Origin of the sequence: Kluyvera sp. STS39-E, from assembly GCF_040932435.1 — a bacterium.
GTDB lineage: Bacteria > Pseudomonadota > Gammaproteobacteria > Enterobacterales > Enterobacteriaceae > Kluyvera.
Genome location: NZ_JBFQGA010000012.1, coordinates 72,991 through 99,841 on the forward strand (window position 1 = coordinate 72,991; position 26,851 = coordinate 99,841).

33 protein-coding genes and 1 pseudogene are annotated in these 26,851 nt (G+C 52.5%); 27 read left to right on the forward strand and 7 right to left on the reverse strand.

Features of this window, described 5'->3' with window-relative positions; all coding sequences use genetic code 11:
* Positions 1–469: 469 nt before the first annotated feature.
* Entirely contained in the window at positions 470–712 is a 243-nt protein-coding gene (locus AB4K05_RS22260; protein WP_368481912.1) for a hypothetical protein, read from the reverse strand.
* Positions 713–857: 145 nt separating this feature from the next.
* On the opposite strand from AB4K05_RS22260, the gene AB4K05_RS22265 reads away from it, so the two are divergent.
* The 6 genes from AB4K05_RS22265 (at position 858) to AB4K05_RS22290 (ending at position 3,373) form a co-directional block, all read left to right on the forward strand.
* Positions 858–1,073: a hypothetical protein gene (locus tag AB4K05_RS22265; RefSeq protein WP_016051704.1), complete on the forward strand. Its 216-nt coding sequence runs from the start codon at positions 858–860 to the stop codon at positions 1,071–1,073.
* A 13-nt stretch (positions 1,074–1,086) separates the two neighbouring features.
* On the forward strand, positions 1,087–1,302 hold the full coding sequence (locus AB4K05_RS22270) for a hypothetical protein (RefSeq protein ID WP_164708971.1): 216 nt from the start codon (positions 1,087–1,089) through the stop codon (positions 1,300–1,302).
* Positions 1,303–1,442: 140 nt separating this feature from the next.
* Entirely contained in the window at positions 1,443–1,754 is a 312-nt protein-coding gene (locus AB4K05_RS22275) for a hypothetical protein (protein WP_022649933.1), read from the forward strand.
* A 127-nt stretch (positions 1,755–1,881) separates the two neighbouring features.
* Positions 1,882–2,277 carry a hypothetical protein gene (locus AB4K05_RS22280; RefSeq protein WP_368481913.1) on the forward strand — a complete coding sequence of 132 codons (396 nt, stop codon included), beginning with the start codon at positions 1,882–1,884 and terminating at the stop codon, positions 2,275–2,277.
* A gap of 126 nt (positions 2,278–2,403) precedes the next feature.
* On the forward strand, positions 2,404–2,685 hold the full coding sequence (locus AB4K05_RS22285; RefSeq protein WP_368481914.1) for an ABC transporter: 282 nt from the start codon (positions 2,404–2,406) through the stop codon (positions 2,683–2,685).
* A gap of 205 nt (positions 2,686–2,890) precedes the next feature.
* Complete coding sequence (locus tag AB4K05_RS22290; protein ID WP_048231962.1) at positions 2,891–3,373, forward strand: hypothetical protein; 483 nt, start codon at positions 2,891–2,893, stop codon at positions 3,371–3,373.
* 644 nt (positions 3,374–4,017) lie between these two features.
* Here the strand turns inward: AB4K05_RS22290 and AB4K05_RS22295 are convergent.
* From AB4K05_RS22295 to AB4K05_RS22320, 6 genes are all read right to left on the reverse strand, one after another.
* Complete coding sequence (locus AB4K05_RS22295) at positions 4,018–4,221, reverse strand: hypothetical protein (RefSeq protein WP_016051712.1); 204 nt, start codon at positions 4,219–4,221, stop codon at positions 4,018–4,020.
* A 50-nt stretch (positions 4,222–4,271) separates the two neighbouring features.
* Complete coding sequence (locus AB4K05_RS22300; protein WP_023316005.1) at positions 4,272–4,922, reverse strand: hypothetical protein; 651 nt, start codon at positions 4,920–4,922, stop codon at positions 4,272–4,274.
* Positions 4,923–5,244: 322 nt separating this feature from the next.
* The gene (locus AB4K05_RS22305; protein ID WP_352438688.1) at positions 5,245–5,772 is read right to left on the reverse strand and encodes a transcriptional regulator; all 528 of its coding nucleotides are present in this window, start codon (positions 5,770–5,772) and stop codon (positions 5,245–5,247) included.
* Positions 5,773–5,776: 4 nt separating this feature from the next.
* Positions 5,777–6,199 (reverse strand): hypothetical protein, encoded by a 423-nt coding sequence (locus AB4K05_RS22310; RefSeq protein WP_368481915.1) that lies wholly within the window; start codon positions 6,197–6,199, stop codon positions 5,777–5,779.
* Between the two features lie 60 nt (positions 6,200–6,259).
* On the reverse strand, positions 6,260–6,538 hold the full coding sequence (locus AB4K05_RS22315; protein WP_016051715.1) for a hypothetical protein: 279 nt from the start codon (positions 6,536–6,538) through the stop codon (positions 6,260–6,262).
* A gap of 2 nt (positions 6,539–6,540) precedes the next feature.
* The gene (locus AB4K05_RS22320) at positions 6,541–8,100 is read right to left on the reverse strand and encodes a DEAD/DEAH box helicase (protein ID WP_368481916.1); all 1,560 of its coding nucleotides are present in this window, start codon (positions 8,098–8,100) and stop codon (positions 6,541–6,543) included.
* A gap of 59 nt (positions 8,101–8,159) precedes the next feature.
* On the opposite strand from AB4K05_RS22320, the pseudogene AB4K05_RS22325 reads away from it, so the two are divergent.
* From AB4K05_RS22325 to AB4K05_RS22425, 21 genes and pseudogenes are all read left to right on the forward strand, one after another.
* Positions 8,160–8,863, forward strand: a pseudogene (locus AB4K05_RS22325) (ParB/RepB/Spo0J family partition protein).
* Positions 8,863–9,531, forward strand: coding sequence for a ParB/Srx family N-terminal domain-containing protein (locus tag AB4K05_RS22330; RefSeq protein ID WP_000164561.1), 669 nt, complete (start codon positions 8,863–8,865; stop codon positions 9,529–9,531). Before AB4K05_RS22325 ends, AB4K05_RS22330 begins: the two are co-directional and overlap by 1 nt.
* The gene (locus AB4K05_RS22335; RefSeq protein ID WP_006812519.1) at positions 9,528–10,166 is read left to right on the forward strand and encodes an ATP-binding cassette domain-containing protein; all 639 of its coding nucleotides are present in this window, start codon (positions 9,528–9,530) and stop codon (positions 10,164–10,166) included. Before AB4K05_RS22330 ends, AB4K05_RS22335 begins: the two co-directional genes overlap by 4 nt.
* Entirely contained in the window at positions 10,159–10,413 is a 255-nt protein-coding gene (locus AB4K05_RS22340; RefSeq protein ID WP_022649942.1) for a hypothetical protein, read from the forward strand. Before AB4K05_RS22335 ends, AB4K05_RS22340 begins: the two co-directional genes overlap by 8 nt.
* A gap of 5 nt (positions 10,414–10,418) precedes the next feature.
* Positions 10,419–11,309, forward strand: coding sequence for a hypothetical protein (locus AB4K05_RS22345; RefSeq protein WP_002211789.1), 891 nt, complete (start codon positions 10,419–10,421; stop codon positions 11,307–11,309).
* A 9-nt stretch (positions 11,310–11,318) separates the two neighbouring features.
* The gene (locus AB4K05_RS22350) at positions 11,319–11,585 is read left to right on the forward strand and encodes a hypothetical protein (RefSeq protein ID WP_000176291.1); all 267 of its coding nucleotides are present in this window, start codon (positions 11,319–11,321) and stop codon (positions 11,583–11,585) included.
* 195 nt (positions 11,586–11,780) lie between these two features.
* On the forward strand, positions 11,781–12,422 hold the full coding sequence (locus AB4K05_RS22355; protein ID WP_006812517.1) for a hypothetical protein: 642 nt from the start codon (positions 11,781–11,783) through the stop codon (positions 12,420–12,422).
* 2 nt (positions 12,423–12,424) lie between these two features.
* A complete protein-coding gene (locus tag AB4K05_RS22360) occupies positions 12,425–13,681 on the forward strand; it encodes a phage terminase large subunit (protein ID WP_002211787.1) in 1,257 nt (418 codons plus the stop codon).
* A 33-nt stretch (positions 13,682–13,714) separates the two neighbouring features.
* Complete coding sequence (locus AB4K05_RS22365; protein WP_058672000.1) at positions 13,715–15,289, forward strand: hypothetical protein; 1,575 nt, start codon at positions 13,715–13,717, stop codon at positions 15,287–15,289.
* A 22-nt stretch (positions 15,290–15,311) separates the two neighbouring features.
* The gene (locus AB4K05_RS22370; protein ID WP_045339224.1) at positions 15,312–16,208 is read left to right on the forward strand and encodes a DUF6651 domain-containing protein; all 897 of its coding nucleotides are present in this window, start codon (positions 15,312–15,314) and stop codon (positions 16,206–16,208) included.
* Positions 16,209–16,234: 26 nt separating this feature from the next.
* Complete coding sequence (locus tag AB4K05_RS22375; protein WP_040110313.1) at positions 16,235–17,110, forward strand: major capsid protein; 876 nt, start codon at positions 16,235–16,237, stop codon at positions 17,108–17,110.
* Positions 17,111–17,184: 74 nt separating this feature from the next.
* On the forward strand, positions 17,185–18,108 hold the full coding sequence (locus AB4K05_RS22380; RefSeq protein WP_368481917.1) for an Ig domain-containing protein: 924 nt from the start codon (positions 17,185–17,187) through the stop codon (positions 18,106–18,108).
* A 43-nt stretch (positions 18,109–18,151) separates the two neighbouring features.
* The gene (locus tag AB4K05_RS22385) at positions 18,152–18,586 is read left to right on the forward strand and encodes a hypothetical protein (RefSeq protein ID WP_000801184.1); all 435 of its coding nucleotides are present in this window, start codon (positions 18,152–18,154) and stop codon (positions 18,584–18,586) included.
* Entirely contained in the window at positions 18,586–19,419 is an 834-nt protein-coding gene (locus AB4K05_RS22390; RefSeq protein WP_000057119.1) for a hypothetical protein, read from the forward strand. The genes AB4K05_RS22385 and AB4K05_RS22390 overlap by 1 nt, the downstream gene beginning before the upstream one ends.
* Positions 19,420–19,516: 97 nt before the next feature.
* A complete protein-coding gene (locus AB4K05_RS22395) occupies positions 19,517–19,861 on the forward strand; it encodes a hypothetical protein (protein ID WP_057102241.1) in 345 nt (114 codons plus the stop codon).
* Entirely contained in the window at positions 19,852–20,325 is a 474-nt protein-coding gene (locus AB4K05_RS22400; protein WP_368481918.1) for a hypothetical protein, read from the forward strand. Before AB4K05_RS22395 ends, AB4K05_RS22400 begins: the two co-directional genes overlap by 10 nt.
* Position 20,326: 1 nt before the next feature.
* Positions 20,327–20,710, forward strand: coding sequence for a minor capsid protein (locus tag AB4K05_RS22405; RefSeq protein ID WP_057102242.1), 384 nt, complete (start codon positions 20,327–20,329; stop codon positions 20,708–20,710).
* A 74-nt stretch (positions 20,711–20,784) separates the two neighbouring features.
* Positions 20,785–21,531 carry an Ig-like domain-containing protein gene (locus tag AB4K05_RS22410; protein WP_048231971.1) on the forward strand — a complete coding sequence of 249 codons (747 nt, stop codon included), beginning with the start codon at positions 20,785–20,787 and terminating at the stop codon, positions 21,529–21,531.
* A 59-nt stretch (positions 21,532–21,590) separates the two neighbouring features.
* Positions 21,591–21,908: a hypothetical protein gene (locus AB4K05_RS22415; protein WP_063929381.1), complete on the forward strand. Its 318-nt coding sequence runs from the start codon at positions 21,591–21,593 to the stop codon at positions 21,906–21,908.
* Positions 21,909–22,033: 125 nt separating this feature from the next.
* Complete coding sequence (locus tag AB4K05_RS22420) at positions 22,034–22,258, forward strand: hypothetical protein (protein WP_000952684.1); 225 nt, start codon at positions 22,034–22,036, stop codon at positions 22,256–22,258.
* Positions 22,259–22,265: 7 nt separating this feature from the next.
* Positions 22,266–26,846: a tape measure protein gene (locus AB4K05_RS22425; RefSeq protein ID WP_368481919.1), complete on the forward strand. Its 4,581-nt coding sequence runs from the start codon at positions 22,266–22,268 to the stop codon at positions 26,844–26,846.
* Positions 26,847–26,851: the final 5 nt, after the last annotated feature.

Genomic DNA, 26,851 nt, shown 5'->3' on the forward strand with positions numbered 1-26,851 from the left:
CCCCCATAAGAGGGAAAATCCGCAGAGATTTAACTGGAGGTATAAGTGGGAAGGGGAAGAGGGGTATCGCTACTTTCTCCGTAGAAATTCAAGCCATAGTTTTCATCCCCCGTAACGTCCCTATCCACCCCTTCGGTCAACCTTCGGGCCATCCAGGGAAAAGGCCATGTCCCTTTTCAGGAACGGGGCATCGCCGTAGGGAAAAGGCTGGAGGTTTTCAGGGAAACGGTGGGAATCCCGCTATACGAACCGAGAAAAGGCTGGCTGCCGGTCGGGAAACGGGTACATCCCGGTTCAGAGCGAGGGGCGGCTGCGGGAGTATGCCTTTTCCTCATTCACCTGAAGAGTGCGGGAATTGGTGAATCCCGCAGTTGAGCGTTGAGACCAGATCAGCTTCGCACGCTCATGTCGGGAAGCCAGATCTAGTGTAAAGGGTTACGGGTTTTGGTGGTGAAATCGCCGAGGACGTTTATTCGAAAATCAAACTGCCCTGATTCGCATCGTCTCTGTTGTCCCACAAATCATCGAGCGCCTCTTCTCTTGTCCCGAAGGGGCCGGAGACGACAGGTGCGCTTGAACTGGTATCGTCCAGCTCTGTGTAAATCTGACCGTTAACCAAAATGACGCGTCCGACAGCGATGCCGCCATGTAGCAACTCGCCTCTCTCGGCGTCGATGCTGAAGTACCCGTCTGTGTAGTCTTTAGTGCTCATCACATTTCCTCTGAGTTAGCCAGATACATACATAGCAATAAATCGGCACAAGCACATCAGCCTTTAAGGAATTCTTTTTCCCCGTTTTCTTATTGCGATAATAACACCAACAAGAAAACAACGTGTTTAGACAAAGGAGAAACACATGTACAAGCATCTGAATATCAGCATCACCCTCTGTGGCGAGGAAGCGTCCTCCGAGTGTGAGATCTCCCTCGATGACGTTATCCGTTCCCAGGATGTCGCTGGTCGCGTGGCGACGCTCATCTCTGAAGGATACAGAGAAGGGACGTTTGATTTCCATATCGAGGACAACCCAATGTCCGTCGCGTGGAACTGCACGACGTCAGAAACCAAGTGAGGGTGAAGAGATGATTAAGATGCCTGTGATGGTTGAGGTGTGGAGCGTGGATTCCCTGGCTGAGTGCCTGGATGCTGTGGGGCCGGAGTTGTACCGCAAGTTGTGGTCGTTCGTACCAGCTGAAGGGGAATCACCCAAAGGAAAGGAGATCTGGCACCTGCTCAGTGAAGATGAACAGCGGGAGCTGGTGGATGCGGTACACATCGAGTTCCCGGACGACGAAGATTAAGCGTGAGGCCACCAGCACGGTGGCTTTTTGCTGTTTGCAACCTCCGGGGCAGCGCAGCGCCGTAACGCTATGCTTTGTAGCCGTTTTCTCGCTGGTATTATTTACACCAACAAGAAAACAAGTTGTTTACGGAGTGAATAATGAAAAACGCGATGATCACCAAACTGAGTGCGGGCCAGCCACGTAAAGAAAAGCCAACCGCAATGAGCCAGCTGACCCTGCTCGATATCATCGCCAACGGCACTGCTATTCGCCTGTTCAAAGAGACGCTGGTCTCGTTCGACAATGGTTCCCGCACGCGTTACGTCATGAGTGTGCGTCGCCAGAGTGGAAGAGGGTGGATGGCAAAACAGATTATCTGGCCGGAAGGAGAGCTGGAACAGGCGCTACTGGAGGCGAACAAAGCAGCCCAGCAAGAAATCCAGCGTGCCTCTCTCCTGGCGACAGCCTGACATGTGCAAAAGCGATTAGTCGACCCTACGACAGCCCCGTTCATCCTTCGGGGCTTTTTTAGTCTCCTGTATTGTAAGTACATACCTATGATAATAATATAGGTTAGTCAACTACAGGGAGATAAAGATGACTGTTTTACGCGAAAATCTTGTGCTGGATTTACATTATGCGTCCGAAACCACCTTCGGCGAGAAAGTTGCCAAACTGACCGTCGTTCTGCGTGACAACACTACCGGAACTGAGGTTCACACCAGCACCTTAGTGCGCGAGGGGGAAGGTGAAAGTGCGATCTACAGCGTAGGTTATCAGAACATCAGCAACGCAGCCGACCCGCTGCTGCTAAAGCTGGAAGCGTATTTCCGCACTGCGGACAAGGCGATGTTCGATAAGCTGATGACCAGAGTAGATACGCTGTTTAACTCCGATTTGAACTCTAACAGCACCTGGATGGGTCAATACGGTCTGCGTATCGTTTCCAGCGCGATGGTAGACGAATTTATTCCCGAAAGCGTGTTTGAATAATCCCTCCAATGGCGCGTACCCCGCGCCATTTTCTTATCCCCGATAACAAAATGTTTTCTGCCTTATCCATACTGCGATAATTACACCAACAAGAAAACAAGATGTTTACGCATGGAGGATATGCACATGACCGATTTCACTATCTCCCCTAAAGCTGAAAACGTATGGCTGGAATCCTGGCTCGACCTGTCGCCGGAAGAGCAGCAGGAAATGGATCACGTTGAACAGGACGAACAATGTGATGCCCGCTTCTTCCGCTTTGAGGTCAGCGTTTATGACATTGCCGACTTCATGCGCGATGACCGCTTCCCGGACTGGCACGCAGGCTACCCATTAAATGCCTTCGCCATGTTGATGATCCGCGTGGATGGCTCCGGCGATACCATCGACGTCGGTCTGCTCCACTAAGAGAACGAGGCCACCCATGCTGGTGGCCTTAAATGACCATCATGTTTCCTGCAGGCTAAAAACACCCACCTCTTACCGCCAGGCTACCGAACAACCCTCCGACTCCCTGTCGGCCACCAGCAGCCGGAACAGAACGCTTGGACGCCTTATGCGCGTAGTGATAATTAAACCAACAAGAAAACAAGTTGTTTAAAGGATTATCACCATGAACTTTATCGCTACTGTTAACACCCCTGCGCATGGCCATATTTCTGTGACGTTCTCTGATAACGAGAAAAGCGTGCTGGGCGCCTGGCGTGACAATGTAACCATCGAGCTGTCCGGGAAAGAGAAACAGCAGATCACCAATGACATAATCTGCAACCGTCGCCATAAGCGCGTATTTGAGAAAGCGTATGTCTCCACCTCCGGATTTGGCGTATTCATCTTCCCGGTGCGCAGCGGTCGCTTCTGCCAGTCAAAACTCATCGAGTTCGCCACGCAGATCGCGCTATGGGTTAAAACAGAGTCCGGGTTCGACTTCAGCGAACAGGAAGCAGTGGGGGAGGGGATGCGCATCGCCAACAATGCCATCAAGTGCAAAAACGTCACCTACGAAGCAGGAATCGACTCGTGGAGTGTCTCGTGCGGGGAATACGTGAAAGAGGTGTACGGAAAGAACCGCATTCACATCATGGCTGGCAAGTAAGAGGGGAGGGGCCGGAAACGCCCCTTTCTTTTCGTCCACCAGCTGCCGCAGGGAATTTCAGAAACGGCCAGAGAGTTGTCCGGGGAACCGAAGGGAAACGGTCAGGAAATTTTCGGGAAACGGCTGGGTTTGCCTTTATGTAGAAAACAGAGCGGGAGAAGCCCAGAATCGCGCCAGAAATTGCGTAGCGGCGCTGGGGTAACGCTGGTGGAGTTTCAGCCCCTGAGCCATCCAGATAGCTTTCGCTATGTGATTATGTGAATCCGTGGGTAAACCACTGCAAGCGCGTACACGTCGCGCCAACGTGCCAATGATACGCGAGCGCCCACGGATCATGCCAATATTGCCGACACGTCCCGAAGGATAGCGCGGATCACGTCGCCAGATATCGCCAGACGATCACGCCCACGACACGACAAAATAAGCCACGCGCTAAAACGCTGTAAAACGCGCTATAACGTGATTTTTATTGTGGGTAATGGGTATGTACCACCACACATAAAAACGCGTTAAATTGGCGCGTTTATGGCGCTTATTTTTGGTCTGTTTTGGCTGACTTCAGACAATAAAAAACGCGCCAACAATGGCGCGTTATGATGTGCGGATCTTGAAACGAAAAAAGCGCCCATAGTGGGCGCTATTGCTTAAATGCTGTTTTGCAGTTTTCCGATCATTTCAGACAAGCGCAAATATTCACGTTTGCGTTTACAGTCTCTTTTGCTGTTAAGCAAATCAGAAAACGTAAAATTTAATTTGTCACGTTGCGCTTTTAAGTCGTCGATTAATTCAAGTTTATAAGCGCGATATTTTGCGCGATATTCCGCGCGGATCTGGTCATAACTAATCATGATTTTTATCCTTAAAAATAGCGCCCATAGTGGGCGCTATATCCATCTATTTACGCTTTGAAAGCATCAGCCAGATAGTTATAAAAATCATTCTTGATAAAGCGATATTGCTGAGATCCGTTTTTAGCAGCGCCCATTCCTTTGATCTTCTCGACCAGTCCGAGACGTTCACAAAGATTGATCAGCTGGTTGGCTTGAGTGTAGCCAGCGTCTAATTTAATTTCATTTTCTTTTTTCGCTTCATTCATCAAATCGAAAACAGCGCCATTTGTGAATGTTTCTAATTCATCATTAATCATTTCGATTAATGCGAATACGCGAGATCCGGACATATCAGCGACGGAATAAACGCATTTACCAGACTTGATAGACTTAACCAGATAAACCAATTTTTCGAGTGAATAGCTATTGGTCATAGCTTCGCGGAAAAACACTTCTGGCGCTTGTTTGCTTGCTTTAATCGCGTAGTAAAAGACACCAGCTAATTTCTCATCATTAACAGCGTTTAAAACGTTGTTGGTGAAGTATGCAAGTTTGGTAGTCGCTGCAAGCATGTTAGCTTTATCTGCTTTTGTGTGCGTACCATTCTGATAATGATTGTTATAAGTCTGAGTAGCGTTATTGGCTGCAACTTGTAATTCATTAGCGATAACTACAGCAGCGTCGATGATGGATTTTTTAGAGATAGCAACGTTAGACATGATATTAATCCTTATGTAATATTGATAACTTAATTTGTTATTTGTTTATCGTTAGCGTGTTCGCTTTCGATGTGACTAATTATCGATATACAGAAATTAAAATCAAGAGTTTTTTACACGGGAACGAAAAAAATTTTCTTCAATAAAAATCAAAGTCTTAGAAATAAAACGCGTTTTCTCGAAGGTGTTGCCTAAATAAATTCCCTATTCGGTCAATCACCCTTATATATTTATAACGGAATCGGGGTTAGGGGAAATAAATATAACGGGAAGTGACACGTAAAATAATAACCGGACTTAGCCGGTTATTACCCTTATAGATTTAAAACGGTAAAATCCGTTCGACCCAATCGAACATGACGACTGTCTTCCGACCGCCCCCCATGTTGAGAGTGACCTGGCAAGCGTCAACGCCTGAAGACACACCCTCAATTTCACGGCCATCCGCCATGTAGACCCTTATAGACTTCTGCATCTCATGAGCCTGGCGACAAATTTTGAAGAAATCACGGCGAGATGGCCGATTGTCCACATAGTCTGGGTGTACCGTTGTCCGACCCGTGAAATCGTGCGCAATGCCTTCTGTCACACCTGATTCAATCGTGCTGATTCGCTCAAGTGGGAGCCTTATACGATTTTCTTTGTCGAACGGGGCAGGGCAAAGATCGACTTTGTTGCGCGACGACATGAGACCCTGAACGTACATGCAGAACACCTGACCATCTTCCATCGTGACCCTTACAGGAATGAGAGACTTACGCCAGAACATCAGCGCCTTCTCCACGTTGGTGTAATCGCGCGGCCAGACTTCTGCAGGAATCCCGTAGGTGATGTCAGTAATATTCGTCATATCGTCACAGTGTCGTTGGTAGGATATCGATGTCACCTGCGTTGCTGGTGAACACCCGGAAGACTTTCGTCTCGCCAGCTTTGGTGATCGTCTCGCGTTCCTGACGAGCAGGGTTCAGTGCGCACAGCCCGGCGCCTTCCAGTGAAGCGCCAACAATCCATTCTCCGGCATCCAGATGAAAAGTGACTTTTTCACCTGTCTCCAGTTTGGCAACGGTTTCGCCATTGATGAAGATCGATGCGTCGCAACCTGCGCCCACCATGCTTTTGTCCCTCAGAACCACCAGCGTAGATGCCGCTGGAGATTGGTATTTGAATATTCTGGCCTGCGGTGCTGGCTTTGCATCAGAGACAGAAACAGGACGAGATTGACATGCAGTGATAAGTAACGCGAAGGTAGCAATCAGAGGAAGTAATGCGTGTTTCATTGTACTGAACAAAATCCTTATCTTCACGAAAAATCATGGCGCCTCAAGGCGCCATAATACTCAATCGAGGCGTTTTAGAATATCGGCCAGATCTTCTTTGGTCATACCCGAGTTTTCGTAAATCTTCATGACCTTTTCGCGAGCTTTGGCTGAAGCCTCTAATGATGTAGCTGCCTTATCAAAATCAGCCATCGTCATGTTGGACAGCACCAGATTAATGATGTCTGCCTTTGACAGTTTTATGTTGCGTTCACGCAGTCGATTCTGAAAGGTTTCCAGCTTGTCGTTTGCTTTTTCGGTTAACTGAACCTGGCAGTGTATAGCGCGTTTCTCGCTCATGCTTACTCTCTATTCAAAACAGTGAAATCGAATGTGCTACCCACCGGCAATACTCCCTCGGCAAATCCAGGCGTCGTGTCGATAATGTGCTTCCGCTCATATGAATGCGACATGAGGTATTTGTTGCTCACGTCAATGAAGTCGGTAATAAAGCACACGTTAGCCTGATTCTTTTTGGCTCGAAGACCGCGACCAACACGTTGGCGCATCTCAACTTCAGCTTTGCCGCCACCACCCAGAATCACCGCCCCTACGCTTGGAACGTCGACACCAACATCCAGAATGGTTGAACCAATCAGAACATCTATCTTGCCTGCCGCCAGACTGTTGAGCTTTGCTTGTCGAGTAGTCTGGTTTGATTCTCCGTAGATGAAATCGACCTTCAGGCCGCTCTCTTTCATCATTTCCATCAAGATCTGACCATGACGCTTCAGGCGAACCAACGTCATACAGTTCAGACCGTGGCTCTTGTACATTAACGCTTCACGCACAATAGCTTCGTTGCGTCCCAGATTATAAACGATGCCTAACTGATAGGCTTTCTGGTAAGCCGTACTCATTCCAACCCGAAAGTTCAGGTGTTTCGAAGCAAGTTCGGCCCTAATCCGCACCTCGTCTGGAGTGTACGCGATTTTATGATATAGAAAGTATGGTTTCGCTAAAATACCTCGATCGATCAAATATTTCTCCGTGACCTTTATCTCAATGCGACCAGCAACGGCCATGAGACGCATATTTGCCTCGGTCGAGTCCTTCATGAACGGCGTAGCTGTCAGCGCCAGACGGTAATCGGCATTGATGCACAACCTGGCGATATCGTAGAAGTTTGAACCAGATGATTCGTGTGCCTCTTCCAGAATCAGCAGAGAAACGCTGGACAGAAAGCGCTTAACCAGTTCCCGGCGCTTCAGGTGGTACTGCTTTTTCTCCGGTGATGCGTCGCGCGGTGGCTCTTCGAGAAAACTGGCCAGAGTCTGCACCGTGGCAACGTTGATATGGCGCGAGACCTGGAACTCACCCGATCCAATCAGCCCAACTCTCTGACCTTTCAGCCACGGCTCGCCATTCTCCGCGCGGTAGTCGATGGATTTCTGGAAGTTCTCTGCCATCTGGAACATCAGAACCGAGCGCGTGGTTAAAAACAGCGTCATACGACCAATGCGAGCAGCTGCCTTACACGCTACGTTCGATTTACCGCCACCCGTCGCAATCTGGGCAATCATCATCCCTTCGCGCACCAGTGTTTCCACAGTCTGATCCTGATACGCATAGTCCGGGTTATACGGGAATGGGTTAACTACCGGGTTCGGCTTGCCCAGCGCGGGGGCTTTTTCCTTGCGCACGTGCACGCATTTGATGCCAGCTTTCAGAAGGTTGGCCGCTACTGGCTTCGCAAACCCAGCCGGGAACGCGTTTTTGCTCCAGTTGAACATCGTGCTGGTTCCTTTCCAGTCACCAGCCTCCACTTCATAGCTCAACATCTCCTGAACGAGCCGTTTCACGTTGTCATCAGCGCCAGAAATCAGCGCATTGACTGCATTCGATACAATCCGAACTGTCATAAACCTCTTTCCTTCGTGCCTTTTGTATGGTAATTGGCTATTATAGTAAGTAAGTACTTATACAATGGATTGTATCAGAATTATGGATGTGAAAATTACGATTCTGCAGGTGGAAGTCGCGAACCTGCGTCCGAATCCCTGGAATACCAACTCCGTTGGGGCGCAAAACTTCGAAAAACTGAAAGGCTCTATCGAAAAATTGGGCTTTTTTAAGCCAATTCTGGCGCGGGAGCTGGACGGGGGCATTTTTGAGATCCTCGGTGGCGAACACCGCTGGCGTGCCGCGATGGAGCAGGGCATTTCAACGGTTCCCGTCATCTCCGTGGGCAAAATTAACGACCTGGTGGCCAAGCAGATGTCCCTCGTCGACAACGAGCGCTACGGCGAAGACGATCAGGTCGCTTTGCAGCGCTTAATCGAAGAAATCCAGTCTGAAATCGACTACCGGTTGTCCGATATCGCCCCGTATGACGACGAAATGGCGGCAACACTCGCCAAAGCGTCCGTTATCGATCTTGAAGCGCTGGAAGCGCTCTCCCGTGGCGATGACGAGTCGGTCGATGAGGACAAACGCGAGAAAACCGAGCGAGTCGGCGCTGAACACCAGACGATGCGCTTCAAGGTGACGTTTGATGCGTCAGATCGCGTCGCCGACACCATCAAAACCATCATCAAAGAGCAGGGGATCAATACCGGTAACGAAATGGAGAACGCCGGGGAAGCCCTGGTGTGGCTGGTCGACTACTACAAGGAGCGTATGTAATGACCAAAAACTTTGAAATCGTCTATCGAAACCCGGCAGAACTCATCCCGTATGAGATGAACGCCAAAAAACATGACGAACAGCAGATCCGCGACCTGGCGGCCGCCATCAAAAAGCGCGGTTTTGACCAGCCGATCACGGTCGACAAGCACGACGTCATCATTACTGGCCACGGTCGTCGCGAGGCGGCACTTCTGGCTGGTCTGGAGCGTGTGCCGGTCATCGTTCGCGACGATCTGAGCGAAGAAGAAGTGAAGGCGAAGCGTCTGGAAGACAACCGCCTGGCCAGTATTGACTACGACGCCATCAAATTGCAGCAGGAACTGGAATCCCTGGTGCTGGGCGACGTCGAGGTCTTCGGTTTTGAAGAGCGCGAGCTGAACGTGCTTGTCGGCAGCATGACCGAAGAGATGGAAACCGGCTCTCTGGTGCTCGATCTGGGCGAAGAGACGGAACGCCAGAAAGAAGAGCACACCGAGATCAGTCGCGAAGTGGCCTCTGAAGAAGTCCGCGTCATCGACGTATTGGGCTTTAAAACGCTCCCTGCTGGCTCTGCCATTGTGGTTGGGGATTTGCTTGCCCACATGGAAGAAATCACGGGAGAGAGCGGGGTAGACGCTTTCGTGGCGTATGCGGAGAAAGTTTCTTCTGGGGAGCTGGCTGCATGAGCAAATACACCATCAACGTATCGTTTCAGACCCGCGTGAACAAAACCACGCGCACGCTGGAGATTGCCGAATCGTTCGGTCTTGGCCTGGACGAAAAAGAGTGGACGCTTTACGACAATCTGGAGCTGGAAGTGAAGCAGGGCGATGTGGTGTACATCACCGGCCAATCCGGTTCCGGTAAATCCGTTGTGCTGCGCGAGCTGCAACGCCAGATGAAGGATGAAGGGCTTTCTGTAGCCTCCATCGATGACTTTACCTTCGACAATGAGGTTAACGTCATCGACCAGCTGGGCAAAACCACCAGCGAAGCGCTGGGGCTGCTGTCTATGGCCGGATTGAATGACGCCTATCTATTCGTGCGCAAGCCATCCGAGATGTCTGACGGCCAGAAATACCGTCTCAAGATCGCCAAGCTGATCGAGTCAGGCGCCAAAGTCTGGGCAGCCGACGAATTTGGCGCTGTTCTCGACCGTGTAACCGCCCAGGTTGTGGCGTCGAACCTCCAGCGTGCCGCCCGTAAGGTTGGTGCGACGGTAATGGTGGCGACGACCCACGAAGACCTGAAGAACGCGCTGCGCCCGGATATGCAGATCACCAAGCACTACAAAGAACGCGTGAAGGTGGAATATGCCTGATTTGAAGATCGTAGAGCTGAAGCCATCGAAAGAGGCTGACAACAACAACGTTGAAGTCATCCGCCTGCTGGAAGAAGCACTCCAGTACGCTAGAGAAGGCAAAAGCCAGAGCCTGGCGCTGCTGATGATCAACAACGACGGCAATGTTCTGGATTGCTGGCATAACGGTGGGCGTCCATACGTCATGGTCGGGGCGATGGAATCGCTTCGCCTGGACTTCATCAATGCCAATATCGAGCGCAGGTGATCGACATGACAGACATCATCATCAAACGCTACCGCCCGGAAGAGTTCCCGCGTCATCTGGACTTTCTGGAGCGTATGACCGTTACCAAAGGCACGGTTGAAGACTGGCACGCGCTGAAGTCGCTGCACTACAAGACGGATGGTAAGCCGTTCGCGCCAACGTATTATCGCTGCGAACTGGACGACCGGCTGGTGGGCGTCGTGGTTATGGCTTACCCGAAACTGCTGCTGGCGCCTCGCCATCGCATGTTTCCTAAGCTGAAGCCAACCACCAATACCACCGTGGCCAACCAGTATTGGGGTCGGTACGTGAACAACAACTTTGCGGTGATCAGCCGTTCCGTTGTGGACACTCAGTACCGCGGCGTCGGTGTCTCCTATCGAATGATTAACCTGGTTAGCAGGATGCACGACCGGCCAATCATCGAGATCCAGTCGTCGATGAGCAAATACAACCCGTTCGCCATGAAAGCAGGGTTCCAGTTCATCCGTCCGGAGCGTCCGAAGAGCTATGAGAGTGCGTTGCGCGTCTTCCAGCGTCATTTCCGTTCCGACCCTGGCGACAACGAAGCGATCGTCAAAGAGCTGTTCGCCATGAGTGAGTCTCGCCGTCGTCGTGCGCTGCGCGATCTGGTCGCTGACTACCACAAGAACAGTTCCCTGGCCAAAGCCGGGCGTAATCGCGGCACGACGATTCAGGACATTGCCGACAGCCTGGTGGACGAGGCCAGCATCGTGAAGCTGCTCAAGGACATTCACAACCTGAGTTTCACGTCTCCGCTGTATGGCGTGTACCGAAACCCGGACTTTGGTCGTCAGCTGCCGGACACGCTGCCACTGCTGGCATTCGACAAACAGCCTTTGAATAAACCTCTTGAAATTGCATTACCGGCATAAGGATTTGCCATGACGTTGACCGACAAACAAAAAGACATCATCAAAACCATCAATTTAGGCCATGAGCGTGGGCATCTGCTCGATCTGGACGAGCTGCTTGAAGTGCTGCCGTACAAAACGACCAAACAGAGTATGCAGTTCTCTATCCGCGCACTGGTGAAAAAGGGGCTGGTGGAGAAAGGAATGTGCCGCCAGCGCGGTGATTCCGGCTACCACCGTCGCACGCTGGGACTGACCACTTTAGGTCGTGCCAGAGCCAAATTACTGGTGATGTAAGTCGGTCTGGGAGCCAGTTTGAGAGCCTGCTTCCGTATATATAAATACTAAGTGACTTATTAAATATATACGGAAGCAGGCTCTGAATACTCCCCAGCCCGGTTTTAAACACCCAGAAAACAAATTGGTTAGGCACAGAATTAAACAAGTTGTTTAGGAGCGCAAGGATGCGCTCTGAGTGTTTTAGAGGGATCTATGACTGTAGAAAAAGACGAGAGCAAAACTCGCCTGACGCCAGCTGAGTGGGCAGAAGCCGAAGCAAAGTGGACTTCCGGCGAATACACACTCTCCAAGCTGGAGGAAGAGTACGGCATTCGTCGTGAAACGCTCTCCAGACATTTCAAAAAGCGTGGATTAGAGAAAGGCGCGGACTCCGTTGGGAAGATGGTGCGCGAGTCGCTCAAATCCGACGCAGAGCTGCGTGCGAAGGCGCGTGCAGAGAAAATCGAAGAGCGCCGGACTCGTTACGACGATTGGGCATTCGCACTCGGTCGGATGGTGATGCATGAGGTGGCCACAGCCAAGAAGGACGGCAAGCCACTCGCAACCATCGAAGATGACCTGAAGAGTCTCCAGCGTGCCAGCGGCACACTCGCTAAGTGCTTCGAAATATCCTCGAAAGCGCTCGGTATGGATCGCGCTGAGAACGAAGAAGACGAAATCCCGAACCTGGTATTTGGCGAACTTACGCCTTCCCAGGTGGCGCAGCTGCGTAAGGAAGATGATGAGCCGGATCTGATTGATGACGATCTGCTTGAGTCACTCGAAGAGGAAGCACTGAGCGAAGCAGAGGGCGATTCTGACGCGTCTGGTGATGAAAGTGATGGGAGCGTCTAACTATGGCCATCCCGTCGTCTCTGAGTCTCGTACAGCTGCATTCTGGGCAGATGCAAGTCTTCCAGTCGCCACATCGTTTCAAAGTGGTGTGTGCGGGTCGACGCTGGGGTAAATCCCGGTTGTCGATCTCCACCATCATCCGCGCGGCAGCCAAAGAGAAAAAGCAACGTGTCTGGTACGTCGCACCGACTTACCAGATGGCTCGCCAGATCTTGTGGGATGACCTGCAGGAAGTTCTGCCTCGTAAATGGGTTCGTAAGAAAAACGACACCACGATGACCATCGTGCTGAAGAACGGCTCTGAAATCGCGCTGAAAGGTGCGGATAAGCCCGATACGCTTCGTGGTGTGGCACTGCACTTCGTGGTGCTCGATGAATTTCAGGATATGAAGCCTGACACCTGGTACAAGGTACTGCGTCCGACACTGTCCTCTACCCGTGGCGGTGCGCTGATCATCGGTACGCCAAAAGGCTTCTCCGAGTTCCACAAGCTGTGGACTATCGGTCAGAACAAAGATTTGCAACGCAAAGGGCAGTGGAAGAGCTGGCAGTTCGTTACGGCTGATTCTCCGTTCGTACCGAGCGCGGAAATCGAAGCAGCGAAGAACGATATGGACCCTAAATCGTTCGCACAGGAATACCTGGCCAGCTTCGAAAACATGTCCGGACGCGTTTACTACCCGTTCGACCGCAATGTGCATGTGAAGCCACTCCAGTTCAATCCGAAACTGCCGATCTGGGTTGGTCAGGACTTCAACATCGACCCTATGTCATCGGTCATCCTGCAGCCGCAGCCAAATGGCGAGTTGTGGGCCGTGGACGAGGTTGTGCTGTTCTCTTCCAACACGGCTGAAGTGTGTGATGAGCTGGAGCGCCGTTTCTGGCGCTGGAAGTCTCAGGTCACTATCTTCCCTGACCCGGCAGGTGCGTATCGCCAGCACGCACGCGGCGAATCGGACGTCGATATCTTCAAGGAAAAAGGTTTCCTTCGAGTCGATTATCCGAAGAAGCACCCGCCGATCGCAGACCGTGTGAACGCAGTGAACCGAATGTTGATGAGTGCCTCGGGCGAAACCCGGTTGTACATCGATCCGAAGTGCAAACACCTCATCGACTCGCTGGAGAAGGTGATCTACAAGCCAGGCTCACGCGATATGGATAAGACTGGCGGCATCGAACACAGTGCGGATGCGTTGGGTTATCCGGTTCATCGTAGGTATCCGGTGAAAAATCGTGTTATTCTTGGTGGATCTAGATAGGTAAGTGCTTACCTAAAGGGAAAGGAAAATCAAATGGAATTGACTGACAAGCAAATCAAAGACCTTGTGGCACGACGCCACCCTGAATATGAGAAGAAAAAAGAACATTGGGACTTCCTCGCCAGCACCTACGCTGGCGGGCGTGCCTGGTTCAACGACAATATCTTCCGTTACTTCAAAGAGGGCGATCAGGAGTTCAAAGAGCGCTTGGAACGCGCTTATCGCTTCAACCATACGCGCGAAGTGGTAAACCTCATCAACAAATACCTCTTCAAAGAGGTCATTCACCGCAACACAGACGAAGCACCGGAGCAGATCCGCAATTTCTGGAAGCGAGCCACGCGCCAGAACGCCTCCATCGATGCGTTTATGGCGGCTATCGATCTGCAATCATCCATTTATGGCCGTATCTGGGTTGTCGTGGACAGCACGATGAACGTCGATGTTGAGTCTGTTGCAGACGAGAAGAAAAATGATGCGCGTGCCTACGCATACTGGATTTCGCCGCAGCAGCTGCTTGATGTTGCCTGGGATGAAGACGGCAATATGTTGTGGGCGCTAATTGTTGAAATCGCGCGCGACGACGAAGATCCGTTCACTTCAACCGGACAGGAATACCAGCGTTACCGTCTGTGGACGCAAAACGAGTGGTATCTGTTCCGTGAAGAAGTGAAGAAAGGTTCCGGAAATAGCGGTCGCCGTCAGGCCAAAGTCGTTCTGGAGGATAGCGGCCAGCATAATCTGGGCGTGGTGCCGGTGTTCCCGGTGGATTGCATTGGTGAAAGCGAGTCTCCGTATTTCAGCCCGTCGTTGATTGACGATATCGCCTATCTTGATCGCGCCGTGGCCAACTACCTGTCGAACCTTGACGCGATTATTCAGGATCAGACATTCAGCCAGCTGGCGATCCCGGTTCAGTCATTGCTGCCGGGCGATGAAAACCACACCAAAGTGCTCGAAATGGGGACAAAACGCGTCTTCACCTTCGACTCTGAGAGCGGTAATCAGCCATTCTACCTGTCTCCGGACCCGAAACAGGCCCAGATGATTATCACCACGATTAAGACGGTGATTAACGAGATCTACCATTCCGTTGGCGTGGCAGGTGAGCGAACCAAGCAGGATAACGCACAGGGCATCGATAACTCTTCGGGCGCAGCGAAGATGTACGACTTCCAGCGCGTTAACAGTCTGCTGGTGACGAAAGCAGAACGTCTCGAAAGGGCAGAGCGCCAGATGATGCAACTGGCAGCGAAATGGATGGGTGTCGAACTGGATGAAGACCACTCTCTGATCGCATACCCGGAAAGTTTCGACATTCGCGGTCTGACTGACGAGTTTGCCGTTGCCGAGAAACTGTCGCTGCTTCAGGCGCCTGATTCTGTTCGTCGTCATCAGATGGAAATGCTCATCGAGAAGGTCTTCCCGAACATTTCCGAGGCGATGCAAAAGGAATTTCAAAAAGATCTCTTGAAATTTCCTCCAAAAAATGATCTTAACACCCTTGAAAATAAGTCAGTACTTACTTATGATCAAGATGCAGCCCAAGAAAGCGGGCAAGATCAACCCCGAGGGAATGGGGACTCATCTACTCAAGAGACCGAGTGATAAGTAACGAAAAGGAATTTCTATGAATCTGTGGCAAATGCTTATGGCCCGTCGTGGCCTGATGGATGTAGCTGAAGCGCATGAGCGCGGAGGCGCTGGTGGCGGTGCTCCTGCTGGAGACAATGAGCAGGGCAATCAAGACCCAGGCAAACAGGGCGAGCAAAAAGAGCAACCGAAGGGTGACGACGACGAGTATGCCGGTATGACTCAGGAAGAGTTGCTGGCAGAACTGCGTAAGTCCAAGAAAGCCGGTGCTGACCTGCTGAAAGAGAACATGAAGCGCAAGGAGAAAGAGCGCACATTGGCCGATCAGCTGGCTCAGTACGGTGATATTGACCCGGCGCGTGCTCGCCAGCTTCTCGAAGCTGAACAAGCCGCAGAAACCGCACGTCGGGAGGCGGAGCAGGCTGAACTGGAACGCCGTGGTGAGTTTGATGCTGTGAAAAAGCAGATGATCGAAGCACACCAGGCTGAACTGGCACAGCGCGACGAACGCTACTCCGCTCTGGAGAGCGAGAACGCCGCACTGAAGGCTCAACTGGTCGAAATGACGGTTGGCGCTTCCTTCAGCGGCTCTGCCTTCCTGCGTGACAAAGTTCTGATGACTCCGGCTAAGGCTCGCGTTATCTACGGCTCTCATTTCGAAGTGGGTGAAGACGGTAGTGTTGTGGGCTTTGATAAGCCAGCCGGTCAGAAAGAACGTGCAGTTCTGGTTGACGGTGAAGGCAAACCGTTACCGTTCGAATCCGCGATTGAGCGCATTCTGCGTGCAGATCCGGAAGCTGACGCACTGTTGCGCAGCGAAGCCAAGCAGGGTGCTGGTTCCAATAGCAAACCGACCCACAAAGTAAACCAGCCGAAGAGCAAGTCGACTATGGATAAGTTGACCTCCGGTCTGGGGAAAATCGGACTCAAGTAACATCTTAAATCATAGGGAAATGAAAGATGCCATTACTGCGTGATGAAGCTGAAAAGCTGTCTAACAACGAACTTGAGCAGGGTGTGATCGAGACCATCATCGATCGCGATGACCTGTTCGCTGTTCTGCCTTTCATGAAGATTAATTCTAAGGCATACCTCTACAACCGCGAAGCTACCCTGAGCGAAGCAACCTTCATCGATGTGAACGACACCATCACCGAAGGCGCTGCAACCTTCACCGAACATGTTGCGAAGCTGCGTATCCTGGCAGGCGACGTAGACGTCGACAAATTCCTGGCGACCACTATGTCCGACACCAACAACCAGCTGGCAATCCAGGTTCGTCAGAAGGTGAAAGGTCTGGCTCGCGCATTCCGCCGCAACCTGATTCTGGGCGACTCCAGCACCAACAACAAAGCGTTCGACGGTATTCCGAAGCTGATGCACGACGATCAGAAGATCGACATCGAAGGCGCTTCCATGACCTTCTCCATGTTCGACGAGCTGGTCGACGCGGTGAAAGATCTGGGCGCAGACTGCATCATGATGCGTTCCGAGCACCTGCGTGCTTACCGCGCTCTGCTGCGTACCGTTAGCCTCGGCCCGTCCGAAATCATGATGGAAAACTTCGGCCGTCCGATGCTGTGCCACAACGGTGTACCGTTCATCGTGAACGACTTCATCCCAACTGACGCGGGCAAAGCAAGCATCTACTGCCTGCACCTGTCCGAAGAGAACGGTGTGACTGGTCTGTATGGCGGTGAAAACGCCGGTATCGTTGTTGAGAACATCGGTACTGTTCAGAACAAAGACGCAACCCGTACCCGCGTTAAGTGGTACTGCTCTCTGGCGAACAAGCACGACAAGGCTATCGCCGCGCTGACCAACGTAAAAATTTGATCAGTATAGTAGGTAAGTAATTATCTACCGTTTAGGGGTGGGCTATACGCCCACCCTTTTTGTAGGAGCGAGAAATGCCAGAACAAAAGATGAAGATCACGGAAGAGGCGTTTGCGGATTTCACGGGGCATATGTGCCGGGCCGAATTCACCAATTCCATCTCCAACGAGCCTCTGAGCGAGCGCCAGCAGAATCATCTTGCGGCTTGCTTCCGGGCAATTCCGTTCACTCAGTCTGTCACCATTACACCGGCTGCGCCGTCCGTATTGGTGGGCAAAACAGTTCAACTTAGTGCAGGTATCACCATGAGCAAAAGTGCAGATTCATTCACCTGGACGTCGGCCAATGACCAGGTCGCCACAGTCAGCGGTACGGGGCTGGTTACTGGCGTGACTCCGGGCAAAGTGAAGATCACCGCCACCGATAAGCAGACTCAGCTTTCGGCATCAGTCGAAGTGACCGTTAAGCCTGTCAGCGTGGAGTCCGTTACCGTAACGCCAGACTCCACCTCCGTTGAGAAGGGAAAATCGGTCAAGTTGCGTGTTGATGTACAGCCGTCAAACGCAACCAATAAAAAAGTCACCTGGACTTCCAAAAATAGCGACAAAGCGACCGTTGACCAGAACGGTAACGTAGCTGGCGTAGCCGTTGGTACGGCAACCATTGAAGTGGTTTCGCAGGATGGCAGCCATAAAGCTACTGCTACGGTTGAAGTCACTGAGCCTGTCGTTGCTGTTACTGGCGTCTCTGTCGATCCGAGCACCACCAGCGTTGAAGCCAACAAAACGGTACAGCTGACCGCGAACATCGAACCGGCTGGCGCAACCAATAAGCGCGTAACCTGGGCGTCAAAAAATGCCGAGTTCGCGACGGTTGATAGCGCAACTGGACTTGTGACCGGTGTGGCTGCAGGTACTGCCACTATCGAAGTCACCACGGAAGACGGTAGCCACAAAGCCACTGCGACCGTTGAAGTGACCGCAGCACCGGCTGCGTAACCAACACATGGGCGGCGATGCCGCCCATTAAGTGAGAAGAAGAATGAAACCAGCAAAAATTCGTTTATTGGAGCCTCAATTTTTGGGGTACACGGGCATTCTCTGCGGTATCCAGTTTGTCGACGGCATCTCGGTTGCCGAACTGCCATTCATCGATCAGCAGCGGATTTGTGCCTCCATGCGTGCCACTACCGTTGAAGGCAAAAATGTATCTCCTTCTGCCGCGTACAGCAGCCGCAATGATTTAACTGCGGACGACATTGTCGAGACGGCGGCCCCGGATATTGTGCCAATGAAACGTGGTACGGCTGAAGTGGAAGCCAAACCGGTACAGCGCTTTACTCGTGAAGAGCTGGAGTCGATTGCGGACTGTGAAGGTATTGCGGGTCTGCGTCAGATCGGCAACCAGATTGGCGTGAAAGCCAAAGGTATCGTTGAAATGATCGAAGGCATCCTGAAAGCACAGGGCGGTGAGTAATGGCGCAGATCGACACGTACCGTAGCGGGGAAGCAGTTTCCCTGTCGTTTGCATTTAACGTTCTGGATATTGAGTCGGCCACGTATACCGTCAGAGATGGCGCAGGTGCGATCATCGTCGATAACGAACCTCTCGATATTACTGAGGGGCAGATGTCCATTCCGGTTGTCGTGTCGGCCGAACACAACCTGCTTTCAGATAAAGAGCGCGATCTGCGACACGTCATTGTCAAAGCGGTGGCATCCGGGCTGACGCATGAAGAGCGCAAGATGTACGTTCTGCTGAATAGCTTCGAGCTGTCAATTCCAGGCCAGTCATTCGCAACGGTCGCAGACGCCCAGATGCAAGCTATCGATATGCTGAACGGCGACACCCTGTTAGCTGATGGAGAAGGGCTGATGCGCAAACGTCTCATTGAGGCCACCAGACGCGTCAAAACGCTGCCGTTCTCAATCCGCAAAGTCCTGCGTATCGACTTCGACCGATACGATCGCCCGCAAAACATGCTGAACGTCTATGACATTCCGTGGGGCGCTGACGGGGCATATCGTCACGATCTGATCGATTGGGAGCAGATGACGCCTGAGAAATTCGACGAGTTCCCGGACTACTTCAAACAGGCATTAATGCTGGCCGTGGTTAATGAAGCCTGCGAAATCGCTAACGGCAATGACGTAGCGGCAGCCCGCGAGGACGGCATTCTGTCTGAGTCCATTGGTGAAACGACCAATATGTACCGCACCGGCAAAGCGGCAAATGTGCATGTGGCTCGCAGTACCTGGCGACTGCTGGTCAGTTACATCAATAACCGCATGATTGTTCGCCGTGCGTAACGCCAGTCGCATTATTTACTTCTGGTCGAAAGGCTCAAGACGAGCAATCGCGCCTTCGCCTGGTAATGAGTGCGGCTGCCAACCACAGGGAGAGTGCATGAACATTTCATGGCAAACAGAGATAGCGATTTACCGTCTGGGTTCGAAGAACGTCTACGGTGAAGCGCAATTGCAGTTCGTCAGGAAGACGAACGTCGGCGTCGTTAAGTTTGAGCAAAGTAACGAGAAGTCATCGGTACGTGCGGACAGCTCCGGCAGTCGCGGTAAAGCGAATCTGGAATTGTTCGATGCTGTTCTGGTGATCCCACTTGAGGCCGCAGTGCAGCTTGATGACGTTCTCATTCTGGAGGGGCAAAAGCTGAAGGTATCCAGCGTGCATCGTCGCTGGGGACTGCGTGGGCGCCCTGGGCATCTGGAAGTAGGGGCAAACATATGGGTCTGAAGTACGACGCGCATCAGTTTAAACGTGCTGGCGACAGGCTCAATAACAGCCAGAAAGCCTTTAAGCGTTATCTCATCCGTGACATGGAGAAGCTGGCGCGTCTGGTTGAGCGTCTGGCGCGGGCAATGGCCCCGCTGGAGACCGGCTCACTCGAAAGCGCGATCTTCGCGAGAGTGGTCAAAGAAGGTTATACCGGGCTTCGTATTGAGTTATCGGTATATGGAGCCAAACCACGCGAAGGGCATCCGGGCGTTGAGGTTGGCGATTATGCGGAGTACATGGAGTTGGGCAAGTATCGTCTCGGCTATCTCTCTCGCATGAAGAGCGTCACCAACCCGCCAGTCGCTGGTGTGAAGCCACGAGTTGGGCCTTTGTTCCTTGAGAGAGCCGTACAGATCAGTGAAAAACAGTTCACTCAGACGATAGCAGAAGCGGCAAGGAAAGCAGGTTTTACGAGAGGTTGATGTGTTTATTGAAGCATTTGCGAGCCTGATGCAGAAGGCGAAGATCGGTACAGTCGGCGCTGACATTTTCTGTCACTACATGCCAGCCAATGTGAAGTCCGGTGTTCTGTTGGTTAATCCCAATACGGGGATCGCTATTGACCATGAGTTGAAAGGCTTTTATCACGACTCTTTTACCGTCATCGTGCGTAATGCGACGATCACAAAGGCGGTGGCGAAAGCCAATAAGATCATGGATATGTTCCCGGTCGAAGAAACCGTGTCAGAGGGCGTTTACTTCCGGTTGGTTCGGCCAATGTCTATGCCGATCACTTATCCCAAAAACGAAGGCTCATTAATTGAAGCGGGTATCCCGATTGAATTTGCGGGCTATTTGTTGAATTAATAAAATAAGTAAGTATATACTTACCATTAGCGCCATGAAGGTGCTGATTTAACGGAAAAAGGAGTTTTCCAACAATGTCCAATACCCATGTAAAAAACATCAAACTTGGCGCCTGCAAAGTGTCGTTTGGTGGCGTTGATCTGGGTTACACCAAAGGCGGTGTTCAGGTTGAGGTTGCGACCGAAACTCTGAAAGTCACCGTAGACCAGCTGGGGCAGACCACCATCTCCGAGCTGGTGCAGGGTCGTAACATCACTATCACTGCGCCGCTGGCCGAGTCTGTGTTGAAGAATATGGTCGATCTGATGCCGGGTTCTACCCTGAGCGAAGAAGATAACGCTGTAACCATCACCTCCGCACAGGGCGTCAACCTGATCGACGTAGCCAAAGAGCTGGTTCTGACCCCGCAGGATACCACCGACTACGTTCTGACCATCCCGAAAGCGGCGACCGCAGGTAACTTCACCATGACTTACCAGTCTGATGATGTTCGCGTGTTCTCCGTTCAGTTCACCGCTTACCCGGATGATAGCGGCGTACTGGGGAAAATGAGCGGCCCAAAGCCGGTTAAAACCGTCTCTATCTCTCCGGAATCTCCGGAAGTTAAAGCTGGTGAGACCGTGCAACTGACTGCCCAGATCACCCCAGAAGATGCCGGCGACAAAACTGGTGTGTGGGAATCCGACAATCAGGAGAAAGCAACCGTTGACCAGACTGGTCTGGTTCGCGGAGTAGCTGAAGGTTCGGCAAATATCTCCTTCACCAGCAATAGCGGCGGCAAGAAAGCGACCAAAGCAGTAACGGTTAATTCTGCCCAATAATCGCGATGTAACTAAGCAGAGGCTCAGGAAGAGCCTCTCTTTTAAAAGGACTTTAACCAATGACCAAATTACTCGATCTCGACTCCATTCTGCCTCCGAAGAAAGGCATCAAGTTCGGCGGCCAGGAATACCCCATCGTTGAAATGACTGTTGGCCTGTTCGTCTCCATCAAGCAGATGGAAGGCAAAGACCTCCAGAACATGTCGCCTGTTGAGCAGGTTACTGCTTACGCCGACCTGGTTCGCAAGGTCATCCCATCCGTGCCGGACGCTGTACTGGAAAAACTGACTGTTCCGCAGCTCCAGCAGATCTTCACCTTCGCTATGGAAGTGATTGATGAAGAGAACGAAAAAGCGGCTGGTGAAGGGGCAAAGTAATTTCCCGCGATGAATCCGGGGTAAAGACCGTATCGATAGATCTCGGATTCTATTTCAGTCGTGTAGTTGCTCACTACGCCGTGTCGCCATTAGAGCTGCTGGGCGTCCCTCTAACGATGTTCTGGATGCTCAGTCGCAACATCGACCGTCTACGCGCGGAAGAGGATGTCCGCAACCTGCAAGTCGCTCGCGCTGCCCAGGCAGATGGCGAGGGCGTGAAGGCGTTCATGGAGGGTTTGCAACTCAGGATTGGAAGACCAGTCGTAACCGATAAAGTCTACGATCCGCGCAAGGATAAGGCAGACCCTGACGCCAAAGAGCAACTGATGCAAATTTTTGGCAGAGGATGACAAGGGAATGTCACAAAACGTAGAGTTTATCCTGTCGCTGGAAGACAAGCAGTTTACAGCGTCAATCGACCGGGCGGGTAAGCTACTTACCAGATTCGGGGAGCAGGCCACAAAGCCCGCTCAGAAAATTAACAATCTGGAACGCTCGTTGGGTTCGGTCTCCCGCATCATCGGCGTTCTGGAGTCCAAGCTCGATGCCACGGCAGACAAACTACAGGATGTAGCTGCCGGCTTCGAGCTTGTGTCTGATGTTTCGCGCAAGACGCGAGGCAACATTACCAGCCTCAACTCAGGTCTCAAAACTCTGATTGAGCGCGTCGACACAACCACCTCATCCGTTAATAAACTCACCACATCGCTGCGCAAGGTTCAGTCTGAACTCAACGAGTTTTCCGATTGGGCAACGTTCGCTGGTAAGAGCGCCAGCCGCTTCGGTACGGAGGTAAAAGAAGCCTCTGCATCCGTGAGTGGCATGAATACGCGCCTTAACACCACGACGAAGCGTCTCAGCAATTGGGGCGTCACAACGAGCCAGGCTGCCGAGGGGCTGAAGAAAGTCCGCGATCAGATGGATGCGGTGATTGGCCGCCAGCAGCTGATCAGCAAGCCGGTGCGTGTGCGCACCAGCGGCTACGGTGAGGGCGATGGTAATGGCGGTGGCGGTCGACACAGCGGTTCCTATAGCCACGGCGGGCGCGGTGCTGAAAATGGCGTGTTCTCTGGTCTGCGCGGCAATATTTTCCTGCTGGGCGAGATTGGTGATGCGGCAAGAACGGTAACTGACATCCTGTTCGGCTGGCAGAAGCCAATCGTTGAAGCTGCCTCCGAAATGGAGCGTATGCGCGTCATGTTGCGCGGGCTGAACAAGGACAAGGCCAACCCTGGCAAAGCAGCCGCAGAGGATATGCAGTACATCGTGGATATGGCGCAAAACGCCCCGTTTGCGATGCAGGCGCTGACCGATTCCTTCGTTAAATTCCGCTCGGCAGGTCTCGATCCTACTGACGGATCGCTGAAAGCACTGGTGGACTCCGTTGCACGCTTCGGCGGCGATAGCGAGCTGCTTAAACGTGCTGCCGTGGCTGTTCAGCAGATGTCCGGTAAGGGCGTCGTGTCGATGGAAGAACTGCGTCAGCAATTAGGTGAAGCCGTTCCTAACGCGATGAAGGCGATGGCAGACGCTGCCGGTATCACTATGGGGGAACTGACCAAAGCAGTCTCCACCGGTACTGTGGAAGCAAAACAGGCGCTGTCGCTGATGTTCGTTGGTCTGCGTGCAGAGAACGAAAACGCCGCCAAAGACATGATGCAGACCTACACCGGTGCGCTGGCGCAACTGCAAACCTCATTTACGCTGTTTGCCGATCGCGTCGGTCAGGCGGGCTATCTGGATTCTCTCTCAAAGGGAATGAAAGAGCTGGCCTCCATCATGAACAGCGCTGAAGGCATTTCATTCGCTAACTCATTGGGTTCCGGACTTACTACCGCAATTGACGGCTTACGTGAGCTGGCGCAGTGGCTGGCGAAAAACCAGGAGTTGATTGTCAACCTGGGCAAAGTAGTGGCCGCAATGGTGGCGTTCAAGCTGATGCGTGCCGGGATTGCTGGCGTGATTGGCACTGCCGGGCAGATGGTTAACACGTTTGCGACGATGTCGACTGCCATCCAGGCGCCGTTCAATCTGGGGGCGACTGCTGTTACCCGGTTTAATCGAGCCTCTCGAATGGGGTTGGCACCTATTCCATCGCTGATCTTCGCTATCCGCGGCGCAATTACGGGGCTACAGGGGGCATTCGCTGGTCTTACTGCGTTCATCGCAGCAAACCCAATTGGCGCAGCGTTTACCGTCGCTACCGTGGCTGTGGCCGGTCTTATCACGTATATGACCATGCTCCGCAGCGAAACGTCAAAAGTCGTTGACGAGATCCGCAAAATCCCGGAGGCGATGACGGCGGCTAAACGTGCGCAGATGGCAGAGCGTGCGGAAAAGCTCGAAAAAGAGATCATCGCAGACCAGCGAGCGCTCAAAACAGGCGAAAGCGTGAGCTATGTGTCCAACTCCGTTGGCGCTGTCACTCACAAAGAGTCAAAAGCCGATATCGAGGCTCGCCTGAAGAAGAATCAGGAAGAGTACCAGAAGATCACCGGCACTATTGCGCTGGGTGACGGGGCTGTAGCCAAACGTCTGGCTAAAGAGGCAGCAGAATCCCAGATTGAGAAAATCCGGGCCGACAATCAGGTCTTCTCTGCGACATTTGTGAAAGCACGTCAGGAGGCTCTGGATAAGATCCAGAAAATCAATGACGACAAATCACTGTCCGACGATGAGAAGAACAAACTTCTCGCACCGCTCCGTGAAACGGTGAACAAGTCATACCTGGAACCGGCGCAAAAACTGGTCGATTCCCTGTCCTCCCGTAAAAACGCGACCGAGAAGCAGATTGCCCACTACAACGATCTGCTCGAAAAAGCGAAGAAAGAGGGCAATACCGAGCAGATTCAGAAGCTACAAGGCAGTATTCGAGGCTATCAGGAGCATCTGGAAGCTGTCGCTCAGGAGTTGACTCAGGCCGAGTTTGAGCGTGATAACGCTGCCAAAACTGGTAAGGGCGTCATGTCCAACCAGGGAACCGTTTTGGGGCTTGGTACGAGCGACAAGGCGGCCCAGAAAGCTCTGGCACAGTACATGCGCAACCAGATGGACTCCGCAACCTATCAGCGCACGTTGCCGGACGGCACGGCGATGCTGGATTTCGAAGGCAAGCCGATTATTGGGCCTAAACAGCTCAAGACTCAGTTGAACCTGCAAAAAGCATCCAGTGCCAGCTCTCTGGAGAAAATGAGCGATGAGGAACGCGCCGCAGCTATTGCCGCGCTGACCAAAGCGCGTGAGCAGGATGCAGCAGCTGCCGAGAAAGCGGGCCAGCGTACAGCCAACGCCTCCCAGCGTGCCGCGAAGAAGGAAGAAAGCGCCCAGCGTAAGCTGGCGGCTGGATACCAGAAAGCGCTGGATAAAGCCGATCAGCTTATGGGGCAGATGGGCGAAAGCTCGAAAGCGACCGTATCGTTTGACCAGTCACTCCGCGACACCACCAAATCGCTGACCGACCTGGCCAACGCCGTACCGAATGAGTTCATCACTCAGGAGATGATCGACAAAGCCAAGTCACGCCTTGCTGATCTGGCTAACGCGAGCGACGACTACCGCGAGATGTTCAACCGCCGCAACGTCGAGCAGATGATCTCCACCTGGGCGCCGGAATCCGATTCCATCATTAGCGCGGGTTACAAGCCGTCTCGTGAAGAGAAGGTGGCCGATTTCAACGACACCTACAACCGTAACCTGAAAGCGTTGATGGATCTGCGTGACCAGGCATCTGATCCGAAAATTGTGGCGCTGTACACCAAGCAGATCAATCAGCTTGTTGCCGCTGGCAATACCGCGCTCATCAAAGAGACCGGCACGGCCACCCAGAAGCTGGCGCTTGAGTATGAAAATCTGGCCGAGCAACTGGAAAATAGCTGGAGCAATCTGTTCAGCAGTCTTACCGATACGCTCACCGACTTCGTCATGAAGGGGAAAATGGATTTCTCCAGCCTGGCAGAATCCATTCTCCGCGACATCACCAACATGGTTGTGAAGACGCAGATCACCCTGCCTCTCATGAACATGCTGGGGATGGGAACGACGGCAGCTGGCAGCTCTCAGAGCGGCAATCTGCTTTCTGGTGTCGCGTCAGCGGTTGCCAATCAGGGCGTCCGTATGAATGCGGTCAACGGTGACAAGTCAGTAGGTGAAGCGACGAAAGAGACCTCCAGTTCTGTGTCCGGATTGGGTCAGACGACTCAGCAAACGACCAGCGCTATCGGTACGGCAACCAACGCGATTGGGAGTTGGGTGTCGGGGCTGTTCAGTAGCACCGAGGCCAAAGACGCTGAAACTAAAGCAGTGAAGACCTCCATCTTCTCAATGCAGAATCTCAGCTCTGTTACTGGCGCACTCTCCGCTGCGTTCGCCATGTTGGGGGCAAATGCTTCCGGATCAGGCAACAAGTGGTTGAGTTTCGGTTCGACAGTGGTTTCCGGATTGGTATCAGCCTGGGCTGGTGGCGGGTTTGATAGCCTGATGTCGGGTTCCTCTGGCAGCTCAGGGTTTAACAATCTGACTGGTTCCGCGGCAGATGGTACGAATGGCATTCCTTCAATTCCGAAGTTCGCTAAAGGCGGCATTTTCGGGAAAGACGGAGTGGTTCCGCTGCGGGCGTACCAGAAAGGTGGCATCGCGGACTCCCCACAGCTGGCGTTGTTTGGCGAAGGAGACATGAACGAAGCCTACGTTCCGCTTCCGGATGGTCGTTCCATCCCGGTCACGCTCAATGCAGAGAGTGTTAAAGGCGGTGGCGGCGGCGTGTTCTCCCCCGTCAGCATTGAGATCAACGTCAACAGCGACGGCAGTGTCACGGAGAACAGCAATTCCCAAGGCGCATGGAGTCAGGCCGCACAGCGCATGAAGGCGATCGCGCTTGAAACCATCGCTCAGGAGAAGCGACCAGGCGGTTCGCTCAACCCTAACTCTCAACGTAACTAACCACG